This is a genomic window from Campylobacter sp. MIT 99-7217 (assembly GCF_006864365.1).
Lineage (GTDB): Bacteria > Campylobacterota > Campylobacteria > Campylobacterales > Campylobacteraceae > Campylobacter_D.
On sequence record NZ_QHLJ01000004.1, the window covers coordinates 72,413 to 89,435 of the forward strand.

Consider the following 17,023-nt stretch of genomic DNA (forward strand, 5'->3'; position numbering starts at 1 on the left):
GCTAATTATGCTTAATAATTTTAATGAAATTAAAAATTATTTTGACGCCTTAAATTTAGATACAAATCATTTTGAAAATTCCAATGATATTTGCACCCCTATGGACTGCGTGAAAGAAATGTTTGATTCTTTGCCTGAAGCTTTTTGGGATAAAAAGGATTTAAAAATTTTAGATTCTTGTTGTGGGAATGGAAATTTTCACGCTTATGCAGTTTTAAAAACCGAATTAAAAAATTTATATTTTAATGAAATTAATCAAAAAAGAATTCAAAATTTAAAGGCTTATTTTGGAAATGATATTAATCTTAGCGTGAAGGATTTTTTAGAATTTAACGAGGCTCCAAGCTATGATTTAGTTGTTTCAAATCCTCCTTATGCTAAATTTAATCAGGGCAAAAGGGTTTCTAAAAATCATAATTTAAGCAGGGATTTTATAAAAAAGGCTTTAAGTTTAACTAAAGATGGAGGCTATATACTTTTTATAGTGCCAAATAATTGGATGAGCTTTGCTGATAGAAACACCTTGCCGCAAGAACTTTGCAAGTATCAATTTATAGTATTAGATATTAATGGTGCTAAAAAATATTTCCCAAAAGTTGGCTCGTCTTTTACATGGTTTTTGCTTCAAAAAATACCAAATCAAAAATCTTTCAAGGTAAGAAATCATTATGTTTTTAAAGATGAACAGGTTGTATTTTTGGATAAAAATATCAATTTTATACCCTTATATTATTCGAATTTAGTAAGAAGCATTATCAATAAAACCCTAAATGATAAAACTCTTCCAAAATATAAAATCCAAACAAGTAGCAATTTACATAAATATACTCAAAAAGCTTTTTTAAGCCCTATTAAAGATGAAAAATTTAAATATAAGATCATACACACTCCCTCTCAAACGGTTTATTCAAAAAAAGAACATAAATATCAAAATGGATATAAGGTTTTTATCTCTTTAACCAATCAATATGAAAGTTTTATAGATGAATGTGGAATGACTCAATCCATAGCCTTTATAAGATGTAAAGATTTGCCTGAGGCTAAAAGGATTAAAGAAGAGCTTGATGAGCCTGTATATAGGTTTTTAAATAATATTACAAGATATGGAAATTTTAATAATGTTAGAATCTTGCAAAATTTTCCTCTACGAAGTAGTTTTAGCTTAAGCAAGGAAGAATTAAGCTTTATTGACAAATTTAACGAGGTGTATTACAGTGGCAAAAGCAAAAAATAAAAACATAGTTCCCATTAAAAATTTAGACCAGCTTGAAAAAGAGATAAATTTCGATAGTTTTGAACTTAAAAACGAGTTTATACATATTTGCAATCTAAGGCCTAATAAAGACCAAGAAAGACTTGATATAGAGATTTTAGATGAGCAAAAATGTAAAGAAAAGGGCTTTGTTTATATCTTTGTTATTAAAAATAAGATTTTTAAAATAGGGCAATCAATTACAAATATCAAGGGTAGAATCCAAAGTTATAATTGTGGTAAGGTAGAATATAGGATAAATGGCACCAACTCCACTACAAATTATTTTGTCTTACAAAGTTTATTGAGTATAAATGAACTTGTTGAAGTTTATGCCTTTTTTCCTCCAAAGCCTACTTATATTATCTTTGGACAAAGCTTTACTGATTCTTATCCTCCAAGCAAAAAGGCTGAAAATATTATTATTAAAAAATTTAAAGAAGAGCATAAAAAATTACCCATTGGTTGTACTCAAACCTAATGAAAGAAAATCCAGCCTTTTTAAAAGAACAAATCATCACTTATTTGGGCAATAAAAGAGCCTTGCTTGATTTTTTAGCTAAGGGCTTTTTGTATGCTAAAAAAGAGCTTAAAAAAGATAGGCTCATTTTTGGCGATCTTTTCAGTGGCTCAGGCATAGTAAGCCGCTTTGCAAAGGCACATTCTAGCTTTATTTTGGCTAATGATTTGGAGGCTTATTCAAGGCTTATTAATCTTTGTTATTTGGAAAATAAAAACGAAAATTTAGACCAAGAGCTTGATTTTTATCATCAAAAATTAAATGAAAATTTAGTGCTTGAAAAGGGCTTTATCTCAAGGCTTTATGCTCCAAAAGATGATGAGGCTATAAGGGCGAATGAAAGGGTTTTTTACACCAGCAAAAATGCTATGTTTTTAGATAGTATGAGGCAAAATATAGATAAAATTGTGCCCTTAAATTTAGCTCATTTTTTCATCGCCCCTTTGATTTATGAAGCAAGCGTTCATGCAAACACAGGCGGGGTTTTCAAAGGCTTTTACAAGGATAAAAGAGGTCTTGGTAAATTTGGAGGCGAGGCTCAAAATGCCTTAAAGCGTATAAAGGGGCAAATGAGCCTTAAAAAGCCCATTTTTTCAAATTTTAATTGTGAGTTTAGGGTGGAGCAAAAAGAGGTCTTAGCCCTTGCAAAAGAACTTCAAAAATTTGATCTTATCTATCTTGATCCTCCTTATAATCAGCATCCTTACAGCTCAAATTATTTTATGCTCAATCTAATCGCTAATTATAAAGAACCAAAGGAGCTTTCAAGGGTATCTGGCATACCAAAAAACTGGAATAGAAGCGCCTTTAATAAGGCTAAATTTGCTGAAGATGTGCTTTTTGAGCTTATTTTAAGCTTAAAGGCAAAGATTATTTTGCTAAGTTATAATTGCGAGGGCTTTGTAAAAAAAGAAAGCTTTGAAAAAAGGCTTAACAAGCTTGGAAAATGCTTTGTTTTAGAACAAGACTATCCAACCTTTAGAGCAAGTAGAAATTTAAGGCAGAGAAATATCAGCACAAAGGAGCAACTTTTCGTGCTGAAAAAAGCTTAGCAAGGGCTTTAACCCTTGCTTATATCATCTGTGTTTTTCCTAGATAAAGCTGTCTTGGACGAACAATTTTAAGAACTTCTTGTTCTTTTTGTTCGATCCACTGTGCAATCCAGCCCGGCGTTCTACCGATAACAAACAAAGTCGCAAACATTTCATTTGGAATACCTAAGGCTTTAAGTATAAGACCACTATGAAAATCCACATTTGGATAAAGATTTCTTTGGACGAAATAATCATCACTCAAAGCTATTTCTTCTATCCTAGAAGCAACTTTGATCAAATTCGTATCAATACCAATTTCATCAATAAGCTGATCTCTTAGCTTCTTAAGCACCTTTGCTCTTGGATCAAAGCTCTTATATACTCTATGTCCAAAACCCATTAAACGGAAAGGATCATTTTTATCTTTTGCCTTTTTAATAAATTCATCGACCCTGTCCACAGTGCCTATTCTTTCAAGCATACGGATCACGCCCTCATTTGCTCCCCCATGAGCATGACCCCAAAGAGCACCAATACCTGCACTAATACATGCATAAGGGTGAGCATGAGTTGAACCAACTCCGCGTACAACAGAAGTTGAAGCGTTTTGTTCATGATCAGCATGAAGCATAAAAACAGTATCTAAAGCCTTTATTTCGATAGGACGAAGCTCCACATGATCATAAGGATAAGTTCTTAGCATATAAAGGAAATTTTCTGTAAATCCACGATCTAAATTTGGATAAGCCATAGGAAAGCCGTTTTTGTAACGATAAGCAGTAGCGACTAAGGTAGGAATTTTAGCCACTATCCTTGCTGCCATTTCCATGTATTCTTCTTTAACATCCATATTTAAATGATCAGGATAAAAAGCACTTAAAGAAGCTACAGCTGCTTGCAAAACAGCCATTGGGTGAGCATTATCAGGAAAAGCATCGAAAAGCTTATGCATGCCCTCATGGATAAAAGAACGCTTCTTAAGCTCATATCTAAAAGACTCAAACCTCTGTGGATTTGGAAGCTCTTTATAAAGCAAAAGATGAATCACATCTAAAAAAAGTTTATTTTCAGCAAGCCATTCGATAGGATAACCCCTGTGCATCAAAATACCTTTTTCTCCATCGATATAGGTTATCTCTGACTTACAAGATGCCGTAGAAGTCAAACCCTCATCATATGAAAACATACCGGTTTGTTTATAAAAACTTGACATATCAACAACATTTGGTCCTACACTTGAATCAAGAACGGGAAATTCGTAGCTTTTGCCGTTAGTATTGTCTGTGAGTGTTACAGAATTTGACATTTTTGCTCCTTTTTGTTTTTATTATAGCAAAAAATGCCTTATGAATACAGAAAATTTAAAATGAAAAATAAATTTTTGGGCAAAAAAGTAACTCTACTTACTTTTTTCAACATTAGCTACGATTTTGATGAAACACATTACCACTATAGCCTGAAGAACAGCCGTTAAAATAAGAGTTGAATACAATACATCACTGATAAGCTTTGCACTTAAAGCTAGCGTAGCTGTAGCGATAAGTAAGGTAAGTGGCATAGAATGACTAAGAGCAAATAAAAGAGTATTTCTACCGCCTAATTTTTTGAGAAAAACACCAGAGCTAATAACCCTTAACCCTATCATAGCCACAAGCAAAATGAAGGAGTTTTCAAGAATCTCCACATTAAACAACATCTCAAGTTCAAAGGTTGAACCTATATAAATAAAAAATACAGGAATTAAAAAGCCATATCCAAAACTTGAAAGCTTGCGTTCTAAATCGTGTTTGTGATCAAAAAAAGTAGCAATAAAAGATCCGGCAACAAAAGCTCCAAGTGCGATTTCAAGTTTTGCTGCGATCATCATCACAATCACTAAAATAAAAATTGCCATACAAAATCTTATATCCTTCTCACTATTATCCTGCCAAGGCATTAAGACGATTTTAAGCTGAGGATACCACCAAAGTATGATTTTTAGAAGCTTGAAACTCAATAAACAAAAAGCTAAAAATAAAACCAAGTAAAGCAAATTTTGTGTGATTTGCCATAAAGTAGTATTTTCTTGCAAAAAAGCACCCATAATGGTAAGCAGTATAATGCTTACTACTTCAGCCAAGGTGGCTACGATCATAGAGATATTAAGCCACTCGCAATCCTTGCCAAATTCCTTAAACAAAATCGAAAGCAAACCCACACTCATCACAGGTAAAATAACAACGAACACATAAGTCGTTCCATAAAAGCTAACCAAGCCAACAGAAATAAGATAAAGCAAAGCAATATAAATCAAAGAACGCCTAAAAAGACTCTTTTTCATACCAAAAAAAAGCTTTAAATTAACCTCCATTCCAGCAATAAACATAAGATAATAAAAACCAACATTGGCTAAAAGCTTAAAATTTTGGCTATCTCCAACAAAACCTAAAAAGCCAAAAATAGCCCCCAAAATAATCTCTGTGGCTGAAATAGGCAAACGCAAAAAATTTGCAATATAAGGCGAAGTGAGTAAAATCACAGCAATAATAATAAGAATTTTTAAATCAATCAAAGCTTGAGCATCGATAACACTATGCAAACGCAACCTCTCATCTTTAAAACTTTTAAAGTCCGCAAAACTTGGTCAAAAAGCATCTATAAACCAAAGTTTAAAAACACGCATTCTAACAAAAATTTTTTAAATCAAGTTTAAGCTACAATGCTGTTTGCTACTTACTCAAACAAATAAGCCAAAGGACTTTTTTCATTAATAAAAGGTTTAAGCTCCTTAAATCCAAGCCTAAGATTAATATGACCCATAGCATAAGAAGCTAGTTCGTAAGGTTGCCACACAAGCTCAAGCCCTTCCTCATCGACAAAGAAAGTAGGAGTTAGCTCAAAATTATCATAATTTAAATCATAGCCATATTTTTCATCTAAGGATCTTAAAATAAATTCTAAAAAAATTTCATCTTGAGTATCTTTAAATAGATCTTTTGTTGAGTTTGAAAGCTCCTCGCCACTTTCCAAAGAAAATATCCTAGAACCTATAAAGCTTAAGCCGTGATTACCGCCAAGATATTCGTATTGATTAACTAAAAATAAAGCAATCTTGTCATCACTAAAATAAAGTTTATGATCATTGATAAATTCTACATTACTTTCATTTGAAAAACCTTGCTCTTTAAAAAAATCCTCCTGCTCTTTTTGGGCAAGTTGTCTTAGCTCTTGCAAATTTGAAACATTAAAGGATAAATTTGTATTAAGCTTTGAAACAGCTTCTTTTTCAAGTTTTGTACTATATGGTATAAATATAAAATTATCCTGCCTATGAAAAGATAATTTTTCCCCATTTATAAAGGTTTCTTGCTCAAAATCTTGTTTAATAAAATGAAGCTGATTAAGCTTTTTATCACTTAATTTTAAATCCATATCAAAGATCAAACCTTGAGTATCAAGCTTTGCCTTTAACCCTAAAATATCATCATCAAAATAAAAATTTCCTTGAAAACTTTGAGGTAAATACAAATTTTCAAGAGTAAAGCTTTTATTTTCGTCCATAAAGCCTTCAAAAAAGCCTTCAAATTGTGAAAATTTAGCTCCAACAGAATAAACATTTTCCTTAATTTTTAGAATTTCAACATACAAATCATACTCTTTAGAACCAACCTTACCCTCAAAAACATAAGACACGCCCTCATTAGGCTGTAAATTTTCCAAAGCTTGCCAGTCTTTATTTTGCGAGCTACAAGCAAGAAAAAACATAGTAATAAAGATCAAAAATACTCTCATAAAAATCCTTTATTCATTTTCATTTTCCAAAGCCAAAGCTTGATAATGAGCGATCAAAGGCTCGATCAGCTCATCAAATAAGCCATTTTCCATTATCGCATCAAGGCGGTAAAGCGTTAGGTTGATACGATGATCACTGATTCTATTTTGTGGATAATTATAAGTTCTAATACGCTCACTTCTATCCCCACTTCCTACCTGAGACTTCCTTGTTAGACTTTCTTTGGCTTGTTGCTCTTGCATTTTCATATCATAAAGCCTAGCTTTTAACACCTTCATCGCCGCTTCTTTGTTTTTGTGCTGATCTTTTCCGTCTTGATTTACAACAACAAGTCCCGTTGGTAAATGCGTGATACGAACGGCAGAATCAGTGGTATTTACGCTTTGTCCTCCATGTCCGCTACTTCTCATCACATCGATTTTAAGTTCATTTGGATTGATTTGAATTTCTATATCATCAACCTCAGGCATGATAGCAACTGTTATAGCTGAGGTATGCACCCTACCTTGAGACTCAGTTGCTGGCACTCTTTGAACGCGGTGAGTTCCGCCCTCAAATTTAAGCCTTGAGTAAGCTCCCTCGCCTTTTATCAAAATGATAATCTCCTTAAAGCCTCCAGCACTTCCCTCGCTTGAACTTACAATCTCCATTTTATAGCCACGAAGTTCAGCATATCTTGTATATGCCTTAAGTAAGTCCCCAACAAATAAAGCCGCCTCATCTCCTCCTGTGCCTGCACGAATTTCAAGAAAGATATTTCTTTCATCGTTTTCATCTTTAGGCAAAAGTAAGATTTTAAGCTCTTCTTCGATTTTGGGTTTTTGCTCTTCTAAATTTTTAAGCTCTTCTTTGGCTAAATCGCTAAATTCAGCATCGCTGAGTAAGGATTTATTTTCTTCGATTTGATTTAAGATAGAAAGATATTCTTTGGCTTTTAAAACTATGGGTTCTATTTTTTTTTGCTCTTTAGAAAGTGCAGTCATTTTCGCAATGTCTGCGACGAGAGTAGAATCGCTAAGAAGAGCATTTAGCTCCTCATAACGCTTAAAAAAAGGATCAAGCTTAGAAGCTAGCATTAAGGACTAAGAAATTTTATTGACTAAAAGAGCCAAGCGACTAACACGACGCGATGCGGTTTGTTTTTTCAAAAAGCCACGGCTTACCATTGCGTGAATGCTTTTGTTTGCTATTTTAAGAGCTTCGTTAGCTTTTTCTTTATCATTTGACTGAGCAGCCTCGCGAACGGCTCTTGTGATATTTTTAAGTCTTGTTCTGTAAAATCTATTTCTTTCAGTTTTTTTGATGGTCTGTCTTGCTCTTTTTTCAGAGGATTTGTGGTTTGCCATTTGTTTCCTTTGTCAAAAATAAAAAATGAAATTTAAAGGATAATTATATATAAAAAATATTAAAATTAAATTAATTTAAGCAAAATTTTATATATTTTCAAAATAAATTCAAAATAACTTAAAACAAATCTTGAATTTTTATATCCCAAAATAAAAGATCAAATTTAAGTAAAATTCCGCAAATAACAGCGGACAAAAGTCCTGCAAAAAGTCCTGCAAGCATATCATCAAGCATTACTCCAAGCCCACCTTTGACTTTTTTATCCACCTTGCCGATGATAGAAGGTTTTGTGATATCAAAAAATCGAAATAAAACAAAGGAAAGCACAAAGGCAAAAACACTTTCTCCAAAAATAGCCAAAGCAAGAAACACTCCAGCCACCTCATCAATGACGATATGTTTATCATCGTGTATCCCACTTGCCTTTTCATACTCATTAATCACGCTAATAGAAGCTATAAAGATCAAAAACGAAAGCAAAAATAAGGTTTGAATGCCTAAGTATTTGATGATAAAAAAAGCAGGGATCAAAGCTACTAGCGTTCCAAAAGTGCCAGGAGCCTTACTTACGCAACCTGAATAAAAAAAAGTTAAAAATAATTTTTGCATTTTATACCACAAAATGAGCTTGATGAAGCCTTAAAAGCTGACCATAAAATTCTTCATCTTTCTTGTGTTCCAAGATAGCTCCTGTTGGAAACAAGTCATTATAAATTCTTTGCATATTTTTAAAGCGATTTGGAAAAATTTGACTCAAAATGATTGATGAGACCTCTTCTCTCATAAAAATTGCTGGGGGAATGATCCCATGCCTTAGAAGCTCTTTTAAAGACCTTGCATTAAATTTAGCATGATGATGCGCTCCGTGTGGGCAGGATTTGGTACTGACTAAAATTTTACATTTTTCACAAAAAACAAACTCAGGCAAAATGACAACCTCTATCCCATAATCCCTAGCAAATTCATCAAGTATAGTTTTGGCTTGATTTTGATCATAGTGCATGCCAAGTCCCGTGTGATTTTGTCCAACTATCATCTTAGAACAGCCCAAACTTTTAGCAATAACACCCTCAAGTGCTGGATTTAGATGGGCGTGAAAGATATCAATATGTCTTAAAGGAAAAACAAAAATATGTTCATGAGGAAAATAATTTTGTATAACTTGATCAAGATACGCTTTTTTAAGCTCAAAATCAAAGCCATTTTCTTCATAAGATTCTATTAAAAAAATAACAACCAAATCAGCCTTATCAATGGTCCAACTAAAAATACGCTCATGACCCCTGTGTAAAGGATCTAAGCTTGTTACTAAAGCAGTGATTCTTTGGGCATTAAGCCTTTGTTTGACCTCGTTAAATTCCTCTTTAATTTTTTTGATATGAGAATCAAAAATTTCAAATTCTCCACTGATACAAATTTTACCGACATTATCAAGGGAGCAAATATGAGGTTCAAAGATATTAGTAACTTGTTTATTGTTTTTAAATTTGCTTTCAAGTTTTAGCTCTCCAACGACTCTTCCCTCACAGACAAGGTTTAAAATATCGCCCTTTCTTGCATGCAAAACAACCCTATCATCAAATTTAGGAGCAAAGGTTAGTGCATAAGGAGCTTTTTTGCCGTCTATTTTTCCATATTTTATAAATTCATCTTTTTCTTTTTCATTGATCAAACGCGTGCAAGTTCCAAGCATTTGCTCTTTTATGAGGCATAAAAGCTCATATTCGCTTTTTTGCAAGATGATATTTTTATTTTTTCTTTGTGAGTCCATATTTTTTCCTTTTTTCCCATAAAGATTTGCGTGAAATCCCTAGTTTTTTCGACAAATCCGTATCAGGAAAAACACTTTGATAATTTACAATAATAAATTTAACATACTCATCAATAGTAAGAATTTCATTTTTCTCTTTTGGATTTTTATCATCATGACTAAGCTCAAGCGTATGTATATCCGCATGTTCAATCTTTTCATCACTAAAAATCAAAACATTTCTTTTTTTACTTTCTAAAAGAACTCTTTGCTGATCCTCAGTTTTAAGGCTTTGAAATTTATCTAAAAAATATAAATTATTTTCTTTGTAGCGTTGAAAAAGATTATCTAAATTTGAAATATTTTCAAGATTAATATAATTTAAAAACAATTCATGAGCCTTTGCATAATGAAAAGCAAAAAAATCAGCATTAATTTGCTTGCGTGTTTTCAAGATCAAAGGAAGCTTGATTTTTTTATAGTCAAAATGAGAAATTTTAGCCTCACTTAACTTTGAGTTGATATAGGCAAGATAGGATTGATTTGATTGCTCTAAGGCTCTAAAATACTGATGGTGTTTGATTTTACGCAAAAGTTCTTCTATCATAAAAGGCTTTTGTATATAATCACTCACACCAAGCTTTAAAGGCGTTACAACAGTATCAACGCTGATATAAGAAACAAGCAAGATGATGATACTATTTCTACGCTTTTCTGCAAATTTTAAAAAATCACTCACAGCCGAAGAAAGTAAAATCACTTCATAGTGCTTATTTTCAACCTGAGAAACAGATGCTGCGATGTCGCATTGATACCCAGCATCACCTAGTTTATTGCTCATGCTTTGTGCTAGATAAAGCTCATTTTCTACAATTAAAACTTTCATATTTTCGTCCAATCAAAATATTTTAAATTTACACTACAAAAAACGGCAATGCCTTCTTTTCTCCCAACAAAGCCCAAATGTTCAGTTGTTGTTGCTTTGACATTCACTCTAAATTCGCTTAGATCCAAATTTTTAGCTAAATTTTGAGCGATTTTTTCTTTAAAGCTACCTATTTTTGGAGCTTGTGCGATGATAGTAAGATCAACATTGACAAGCTCAAAACCAAATCCCCTAACCAAGGCATAACATTGCTTTAGCAGATTCATAGAATTTGCGTTTTTAAATTTCATATCCGTATCAGGAAAATGCTCGCCTATATCGCCAAGCCCAGCTGCTCCTAAAAGTGCATCCGTTAAAGCATGTGCGATCAAATCCCCATCAGAATGAGCCTTAACGCCCATTTCTTCATGCACACAAACCCCACCTAGTATCAGCTTTCTTTTTTCACCAAATTCATGCACATCAAAGCCATTTCCACTAAAAAATTCATTTGCAGGAGCTTTAAGCTGAAGCTTTTTAAGATCTTCTTTGTAAGTGATTTTTCTCGTATTTTCATCACCCTCAACAAACCAAACCTTACCTCCAACTCTTGAAATAGCCGTGCTATCATCTGTAAATTCTTCATCTAAATTTAAAGCTTTTAAAAGCAGACTTGTGCGTGAAAGTTGCGGGGTTTGTATCAGTTTGATCTTTTCTCTTTGCAAGGCTTCATCGCCGTAAAGAGTCGTATCGCACACCTTTAAAGCAGGGGTAATGCAATCAGCCTTATCAATGTTTTCAACTAATCTCAAAAACAAATCCTTATCCACCAAAACCCTTGCCACATCACTCACCATAACAAATTCACTTTGCACTTTTTCAAGGGCATTTTTTAAAGACTGAGCCCTTGTTTTTCCACCCTCAACAAATTCATAAGAAGGAGCAAATTTTTTCATATAAGAAATGTTACTAGAAGTAACAATTATCTTTTTAAAAGGGAAAAAAGAGCTTAAATTTTTTGTAGCAACCAGCCATAAAGGCTCATTATCTAAACGAATAAACTGCTTTTTTACAGGGAGATTAAACCTTGTAGAATCCCCAGCTGCAAGCATTATCAAGCTAATATCAGGCATTTATATCCTCAAAAAAATAAAAATTGTTACTATATTATACACAAAAAAACTTTATTTAACTTTTATTTGTTTTTAAAATTACAATTTAGGCTAAATTTAATAATGTAAAAAAGCTAAATTTTATGATTTTTGAGTAAAATTTGGCTTTAAAAACTCTTATTTTAAGGAATGTATCATGATAGAAAAGATTAAAGAAAGATTATCTAAGGTAACCTATCCCGGTTTTAAAAGAGATATAATGAGTTTTAATTTTGTTAAAGACATTCAAGTACAAGATGAAAAAGCCTTTATACAAATCGAGATAGTCTCAGCAAATAAAGAAGTTGCCAAAGAACTTCAGCAAGGCGTTGAAGAAGCTTTAAAGGATTTAAATTTAAAAGAACTAAAGCTTGAGATCAAACAGCCAGAACCTCCAAAAGAAAGGAGTAATTCTCAAAGTGGTAAAAATATCGCTCCGCAAATCAAAAATTTCATCATGATTTCAAGCGGAAAAGGTGGGGTTGGAAAAAGCACCACGAGTTTAAATTTAGCCGTATCCTTAGCAAAAATGGGTAAAAAAGTTGGCTTGCTTGATCTTGACATTTATGGACCAAATATCCCAAGAATGCTTGGACTAAGCGAACAAAGACCTGAGGTTATAGGCACAAAGATTAAACCCATGCAAGCTTTGGGCGTGCATATGATGAGTATGGGCGTTTTGATCGAGCAAGGACAAGGGCTGATGTGGCGTGGAGCGATGATCATGAAAGCTGTCGAGCAACTTTTAACTGATGTGCTTTGGGACGAGCTTGATGTATTGATCTTAGATATGCCTCCAGGAACTGGTGATGCACAAATTAGTGTCGCACAAAACATACCTATAACAGCTGGAGTTTGCGTAAGTACTCCGCAAATGGTTTCCCTAGATGATAGCAAAAGAGCGCTTGATATGTTTGAAAAGCTTCATATACCAGTAGCTGGCGTGATAGAAAATATGAGCGGATTTTTATGCCCTGATAATGGCAAAGAGTATGAAATCTTTGGAAAAGGTGGTGCTGTAGAACTTGCGAAAGATTATAAATGCGAGGTCTTAGCACAAATTCCTATCGAAATGAGCATAAGAGAGGGTTCAGATAGCGGAAAACCTGTGAGCTTTTATCTGCCTGAAAGCGTGAGTGCAAGAAGATATCAAGAAGCTGCTGAAAAAATTTGGAATTTCATCGAAAAGGTAAATCAAGAAGGCGGAGCAAATAACGCAGCCATTCAGCCCGTGATGAATGGAAAAAGTGCTTGCTCAAGCTAAAATCTAGCTTTTATATCCCTTGGAAAAGGGATATAAATTGAGCTTAGTAATTGTATTTAAGTCCAAGTTGTCCGCTTAAATAAGTTTCATTTTTCTTATCAACCTTACCTGCTAAAATTTGTTTCGCACCAAGACCTAAATTTGCACTAAATTTCTCGCTAAAATCAATACTTCCACCAAGTATAAGCTGGGCATAAGTTTTCTTTTTATTATCAGCTTCTACACTCGTAAAAAAGGCGTTATTTACAGCTAAATTTGCTGTATAATCCCCGCCTTCATTATAAACAAATTGTTCTATCTTAGGGCTAGCAAAGAAATAAGAGCTTTCACTCATATAAGCTCTTAACTCAGCTCCAAGCTCTGCACTGATAGAATTATTTGTGATTTTATCGATATTTTTAGCAATAAGCCCTGCTTGAGTATATCTTGGAGTATGACTAAGATAATAATTTGCTCCCACAAAAGGCTTCACAGAAAAGCTCTCACTTCCAAAAAGCTTACCTAAATTTGCTGATAAGCCTAAATTTGTCCCCATAAAATCAGCCTCATACACTCCTGTTATATCAAGACTATTTTGTCTTGTAGGGCTAACTTGAGTATAAATTTTTATATGAGTTTCCATATCGCTTGCAAAAGTAAAATTTGAGTAAATTCCTACTTGGAAATTATCACTTTTCTGCTCTAAATTTTTATCTTTTATCTTTGCATTTGCATAACTAAAATAAATCCCCCAAAGTGCATTTTCTCCTATCTTTTCAGCACCAACAGTAGCTCCTGTCATAGCACCGCTATTGCCATCTATGATATTATTTCCACCAAAAACATTAGCCCAAATACTTTGTGAATTTTCGCTTACATAAGACATCTTCATATCACTTGCGATTTTATTTGAGCTGGCAAATCTTAGCTTACTAAGCTTAGAAGCGTAGTTTCCATAAGGATTATTAAGCATAGCTACTCTTTGTCCTATGGACACATCATTAGCTACATTCATGCTTGTATTTACACCACTTACACTACTATTTAGATTGCTCACGCTTTTGCCTGTATTTTCGGTATTTTCTTTGATATTTTTAGCCAGCTCAATCCCTCCTCTACTGACCAAATCAGCACCTATACCATTAGGCAAGGCTGATGCTATAGAGCGAAGAGCTAAAACAGCTGTTTTATCCTCAGTGCTTAAATTTGGAGCTACTAAATTAACATAAGCTTCATCATCAAATAACCCACCGCTCGCCTCAGCTTTATCAATAAGATCTTCAAGCTTGATTTTTTCATTTTCTAAAGATTTTTTAGCCAAATCCCATTCTGCTTGAGTCTCTCCGCCAGCTAAATCCTCATCTCCAGCTTCTATCAGGCTTTCTATGGATTTTATATCTAATTTAACTTGATTTAAAGGATTTTTTGCTAAATCATTAAGCTTAGAACTCATCACAAGGCATTTTTGCCCAGCACAATCAACCACGGCTAAATTATAATTCAAAAATTTTTCCGCTCCTAAAATATCATTAAAATCAACCCTAGCAAAAAGAGTTTTCACATCATAAAGACTTAATTTCGCTCTTGTTGCCTCATCAACATGATCAAGCAAGTTTTTAAAGAGCAAAATATTTGCTTCATTGCTTGATAAGTCATTAAAACTTTTTGCTTGCATAAGAGTGGTATTAGAAAATTCTAAATCGCTAAAATTAAGTCTTGGTACGATAAATAATGAATTTTCGATATGAGCATTTTGACTAACCCTTATAGAAGTTCCATAAATCCAAAGAGATGTTTTCTCAGCTTCAAAATCTCCATTGATTAAAAGATCTCCTCTTAAATTTCCCATTCCCGGTAAATTTCCATTATAAACTTCGATAGATGATTCTTTACCTGTATTGTTAAAAGATGGGGTGGTAGTGCCTGATAAATATAAATTAGCATTGATCACAGAAGCTCTATCTATATACAAAGATATATCATCAACACTTATATCATTTGCCGTAGCACTGAGGTTACTAAGATAGACGCCGCCACTGTGATTATTAACAAGCTCAAGATCGTATTGTTTGTCTAGATTTATATTTAGGGCATAATCGCTATAATTAGCTGTATCTTCTAGTACTTCAGGAAAATCATCAATTTGAAAATTTATCTTCAAATTATCGTTTTTATAGGAATTTTTAAGACTTGTTGTTTTGTTTGTCACATCAAAATAATCATTAATATTTGTTTGATTTGTTAGAGTAAAATCAGCACCAAAACTTGTTGTATAAAGCAAACTTGCCACACTAAAACTAAGAAAAATTTTTTTCTTCAGTCTTCTTTTCATTCAATCTCCTTTTTTAAGTAAAATAGCTACGATTATACCCCCCCCCCTTAATATTTCCTTAAAAAATGTTTAAATTTAAAAATTTCTAAAATTTAAAAAGCTAAATAAATTTTCAAGCCCTTTTTGTTATAATGCTTATTTTTTAAAACTTAAAACAAGGACTAAAATGATAAATTCTAAAGATGATTTTATGCTTTTGCTAAAACAAATCGAGCAAAGACCAAACTACAAAAAACCAAAAGCCTTTGGTATCGCAAGGCTTGACAGAGGACAACTGAACAAAAACAAAATTCTACAAGCAAGCTTTGGACTTGTAAATTTCGAGCAAAACTACGGCTCAGCGGCGGTTCTTTTGGAAAGTTTTATGCAAAGAGGCGTTGAGATAGACTTTTCTCAAAGCGAATTTGTGATGAGCCTAAGCATGGCTGATATCGACTTTGCTCTTGAGTGCTTTAAGCCTTTTTTGGACGAGGACGGACATCAAAATATCGAGCTTTTAAAGCTGGTTAAGGATAAATTTAAAGATGATGAATTTGCCTTTGTTTGTATGTTTGAGGATAAAGAGCCGCAAAGTGTGGAGTGTATTTATCTTAAGCTTTATTTGCTTTCTTTGAAAAAAGTGCCTTTGAGAAGCTTAAATTTAAACGGGGCTTTTGGCAAGCTTTGCAACGCTGCTTGGAGCGATAACAAGCCTATCGAACTTGAATGGCTAAGAGCAAATGAAATGCGTCTTAAAATGAGCAATCAATACCCAAGGATTGATTTTGTCGATAAATTCCCAAGATTTTTAGCCCACATTATCCCAGAGGATAATACGAGAATTTTAGAAAGCTCTAAGGTTCGAATGGGTGCGGTGCTTGCAGGAGGCACGACTATAATGCCAGGAGCTGCTTATGTGAATTTTAACGCAGGAACTACAGGTGCTTGCATGGTAGAAGGACGCATTAGCTCAAGCGTGGTTGTGGGTGAGGGTACTGATGTTGGCGGTGGTGCTAGTATTTTAGGCGTTTTAAGTGGCACAAGTGGCAATGCTATCAGCGTCGGTAAGGCTTGTTTGCTTGGGGCAAATTCGGTTACCGGCGTTCCTTTGGGGGATAATTGCATAGTTGATGCGGGCATTGCTGTGCTTGAGGGAACAAAATTCGCACTTAAAGATAAAGATGAGCTTGCAAAACTTAATCCAAATTTTGACTTTTCAAAAGAAATTTACAAGGGTATCGAGCTTTGCGGTTTAAATGGACTACATTTCCGCCAAGATAGCCAAAGTGGTAAAATGATCGTAGCTTTAAATAAAAAGGCTGTGAAGTTAAACGAGGCTTTACATTAATACTAATCAAGGCTTAAGCCAAATGAAAGCTTAAGCCTTAAAATACTGATAAATTCTTATTTTACCTCGATTTATCCAAACCAAGCTTTTATCTTGCTTGATTATTTTTATCGATCAAGTCAAAAAGCTTGTTGATCTGATTTTTTTCTATCTGCTTAAGCCCATCTTCATAAACTTTTGTTTGAGCGTAAGAAATAAAGCTATTTTTAGCCTTTGAGATATCAAGATCTAAATTCTCAAAAGAACTTGTTTTTTGTTCTTGCTCCTCTTCTTCTTTTTTGAGCTTATTTAAAGTGGCTTGAAACTCATCTGCGTTCAACTCTTTTTCTTTGATCTTTGAAGAGGTGCTAAATACTCTATCATAAGAGTTTTCATTGATTTTGTCTAACATATTTTACTCCTTTTTGCAAAATATAAGCAAAAAGCATTC

The 17,023-nt window shown here is 33.5% G+C and carries 16 protein-coding genes; 5 read left to right on the forward strand and 11 right to left on the reverse strand.

Features of this window, described 5'->3' with window-relative positions; genetic code table 11:
• The first annotated feature begins 7 nt into the window (after window positions 1-7).
• The 3 genes from DMB92_RS04630 to DMB92_RS04640 are packed head-to-tail and all read left to right on the forward strand — an operon-like array spanning window position 8 to window position 2,824.
• The gene (locus DMB92_RS04630) at window positions 8-1,234 is read left to right on the forward strand and encodes an Eco57I restriction-modification methylase domain-containing protein (RefSeq protein WP_142681889.1); all 1,227 of its coding nucleotides are present in this window, start codon (window positions 8-10) and stop codon (window positions 1,232-1,234) included.
• Window positions 1,215-1,733 (forward strand): GIY-YIG nuclease family protein, encoded by a 519-nt coding sequence (locus tag DMB92_RS04635; RefSeq protein ID WP_185900162.1) that lies wholly within the window; start codon window positions 1,215-1,217, stop codon window positions 1,731-1,733. The genes DMB92_RS04630 and DMB92_RS04635 overlap by 20 nt, the downstream gene beginning before the upstream one ends.
• Window positions 1,733-2,824, forward strand: a complete 1,092-nt coding sequence (locus DMB92_RS04640; protein ID WP_142681890.1) for a DNA adenine methylase — start codon at window positions 1,733-1,735, stop codon at window positions 2,822-2,824. Before DMB92_RS04635 ends, DMB92_RS04640 begins: the two co-directional genes overlap by 1 nt.
• Window positions 2,825-2,843: 19 nt before the next feature.
• Here DMB92_RS04640 and DMB92_RS04645 read toward each other — a convergent pair whose 3' ends face one another.
• The 9 genes from DMB92_RS04645 to DMB92_RS04685 form a co-directional block, all read right to left on the reverse strand.
• Window positions 2,844-4,112, reverse strand: coding sequence for a citrate synthase (locus DMB92_RS04645; protein ID WP_142681891.1), 1,269 nt, complete (start codon window positions 4,110-4,112; stop codon window positions 2,844-2,846).
• 93 nt (window positions 4,113-4,205) lie between these two features.
• Window positions 4,206-5,384, reverse strand: a complete 1,179-nt coding sequence (locus DMB92_RS04650) for a cation:proton antiporter (protein ID WP_142681892.1) — start codon at window positions 5,382-5,384, stop codon at window positions 4,206-4,208.
• A 134-nt stretch (window positions 5,385-5,518) separates the two neighbouring features.
• Entirely contained in the window at window positions 5,519-6,577 is a 1,059-nt protein-coding gene (locus DMB92_RS04655; RefSeq protein ID WP_142681893.1) for an RsiV family protein, read from the reverse strand.
• Between the two features lie 9 nt (window positions 6,578-6,586).
• Complete coding sequence (prfA, locus tag DMB92_RS04660; RefSeq protein ID WP_142681894.1) at window positions 6,587-7,654, reverse strand: peptide chain release factor 1; 1,068 nt, start codon at window positions 7,652-7,654, stop codon at window positions 6,587-6,589.
• Window positions 7,655-7,660: 6 nt separating this feature from the next.
• On the reverse strand, window positions 7,661-7,924 hold the full coding sequence (rpsT, locus tag DMB92_RS04665) for a 30S ribosomal protein S20 (RefSeq protein ID WP_142681895.1): 264 nt from the start codon (window positions 7,922-7,924) through the stop codon (window positions 7,661-7,663).
• Between the two features lie 118 nt (window positions 7,925-8,042).
• Window positions 8,043-8,534, reverse strand: a complete 492-nt coding sequence (locus DMB92_RS04670) for a phosphatidylglycerophosphatase A (RefSeq protein ID WP_142681896.1) — start codon at window positions 8,532-8,534, stop codon at window positions 8,043-8,045.
• A 1-nt stretch (window position 8,535) separates the two neighbouring features.
• Window positions 8,536-9,696 (reverse strand): sulfate adenylyltransferase, encoded by a 1,161-nt coding sequence (locus DMB92_RS04675; RefSeq protein ID WP_142681897.1) that lies wholly within the window; start codon window positions 9,694-9,696, stop codon window positions 8,536-8,538.
• Window positions 9,674-10,561, reverse strand: coding sequence for a response regulator (locus DMB92_RS04680; RefSeq protein WP_142681898.1), 888 nt, complete (start codon window positions 10,559-10,561; stop codon window positions 9,674-9,676). The genes DMB92_RS04675 and DMB92_RS04680 overlap by 23 nt, the downstream gene beginning before the upstream one ends.
• Window positions 10,558-11,673: a bifunctional 2-C-methyl-D-erythritol 4-phosphate cytidylyltransferase/2-C-methyl-D-erythritol 2,4-cyclodiphosphate synthase gene (locus DMB92_RS04685; RefSeq protein WP_142681899.1), complete on the reverse strand. Its 1,116-nt coding sequence runs from the start codon at window positions 11,671-11,673 to the stop codon at window positions 10,558-10,560. The genes DMB92_RS04680 and DMB92_RS04685 overlap by 4 nt, the downstream gene beginning before the upstream one ends.
• A 175-nt stretch (window positions 11,674-11,848) precedes the next feature.
• Between DMB92_RS04685 and DMB92_RS04690 the strand changes: the two genes are divergently transcribed.
• Window positions 11,849-12,955, forward strand: a complete 1,107-nt coding sequence (locus DMB92_RS04690) for an Mrp/NBP35 family ATP-binding protein (protein WP_142681900.1) — start codon at window positions 11,849-11,851, stop codon at window positions 12,953-12,955.
• A 43-nt stretch (window positions 12,956-12,998) separates the two neighbouring features.
• Here DMB92_RS04690 and DMB92_RS04695 read toward each other — a convergent pair whose 3' ends face one another.
• Window positions 12,999-15,266 carry an autotransporter outer membrane beta-barrel domain-containing protein gene (locus DMB92_RS04695; RefSeq protein ID WP_142681901.1) on the reverse strand — a complete coding sequence of 756 codons (2,268 nt, stop codon included), beginning with the start codon at window positions 15,264-15,266 and terminating at the stop codon, window positions 12,999-13,001.
• 166 nt (window positions 15,267-15,432) lie between these two features.
• On the opposite strand from DMB92_RS04695, the gene DMB92_RS04700 reads away from it, so the two are divergent.
• Window positions 15,433-16,593: a tetrahydrodipicolinate N-succinyltransferase N-terminal domain-containing protein gene (locus DMB92_RS04700; protein ID WP_142681902.1), complete on the forward strand. Its 1,161-nt coding sequence runs from the start codon at window positions 15,433-15,435 to the stop codon at window positions 16,591-16,593.
• A gap of 88 nt (window positions 16,594-16,681) precedes the next feature.
• Here DMB92_RS04700 and DMB92_RS04705 read toward each other — a convergent pair whose 3' ends face one another.
• Window positions 16,682-16,984 carry a hypothetical protein gene (locus DMB92_RS04705; protein WP_142681903.1) on the reverse strand — a complete coding sequence of 101 codons (303 nt, stop codon included), beginning with the start codon at window positions 16,982-16,984 and terminating at the stop codon, window positions 16,682-16,684.
• Between the last annotated feature and the right edge of the window lie 39 nt (window positions 16,985-17,023).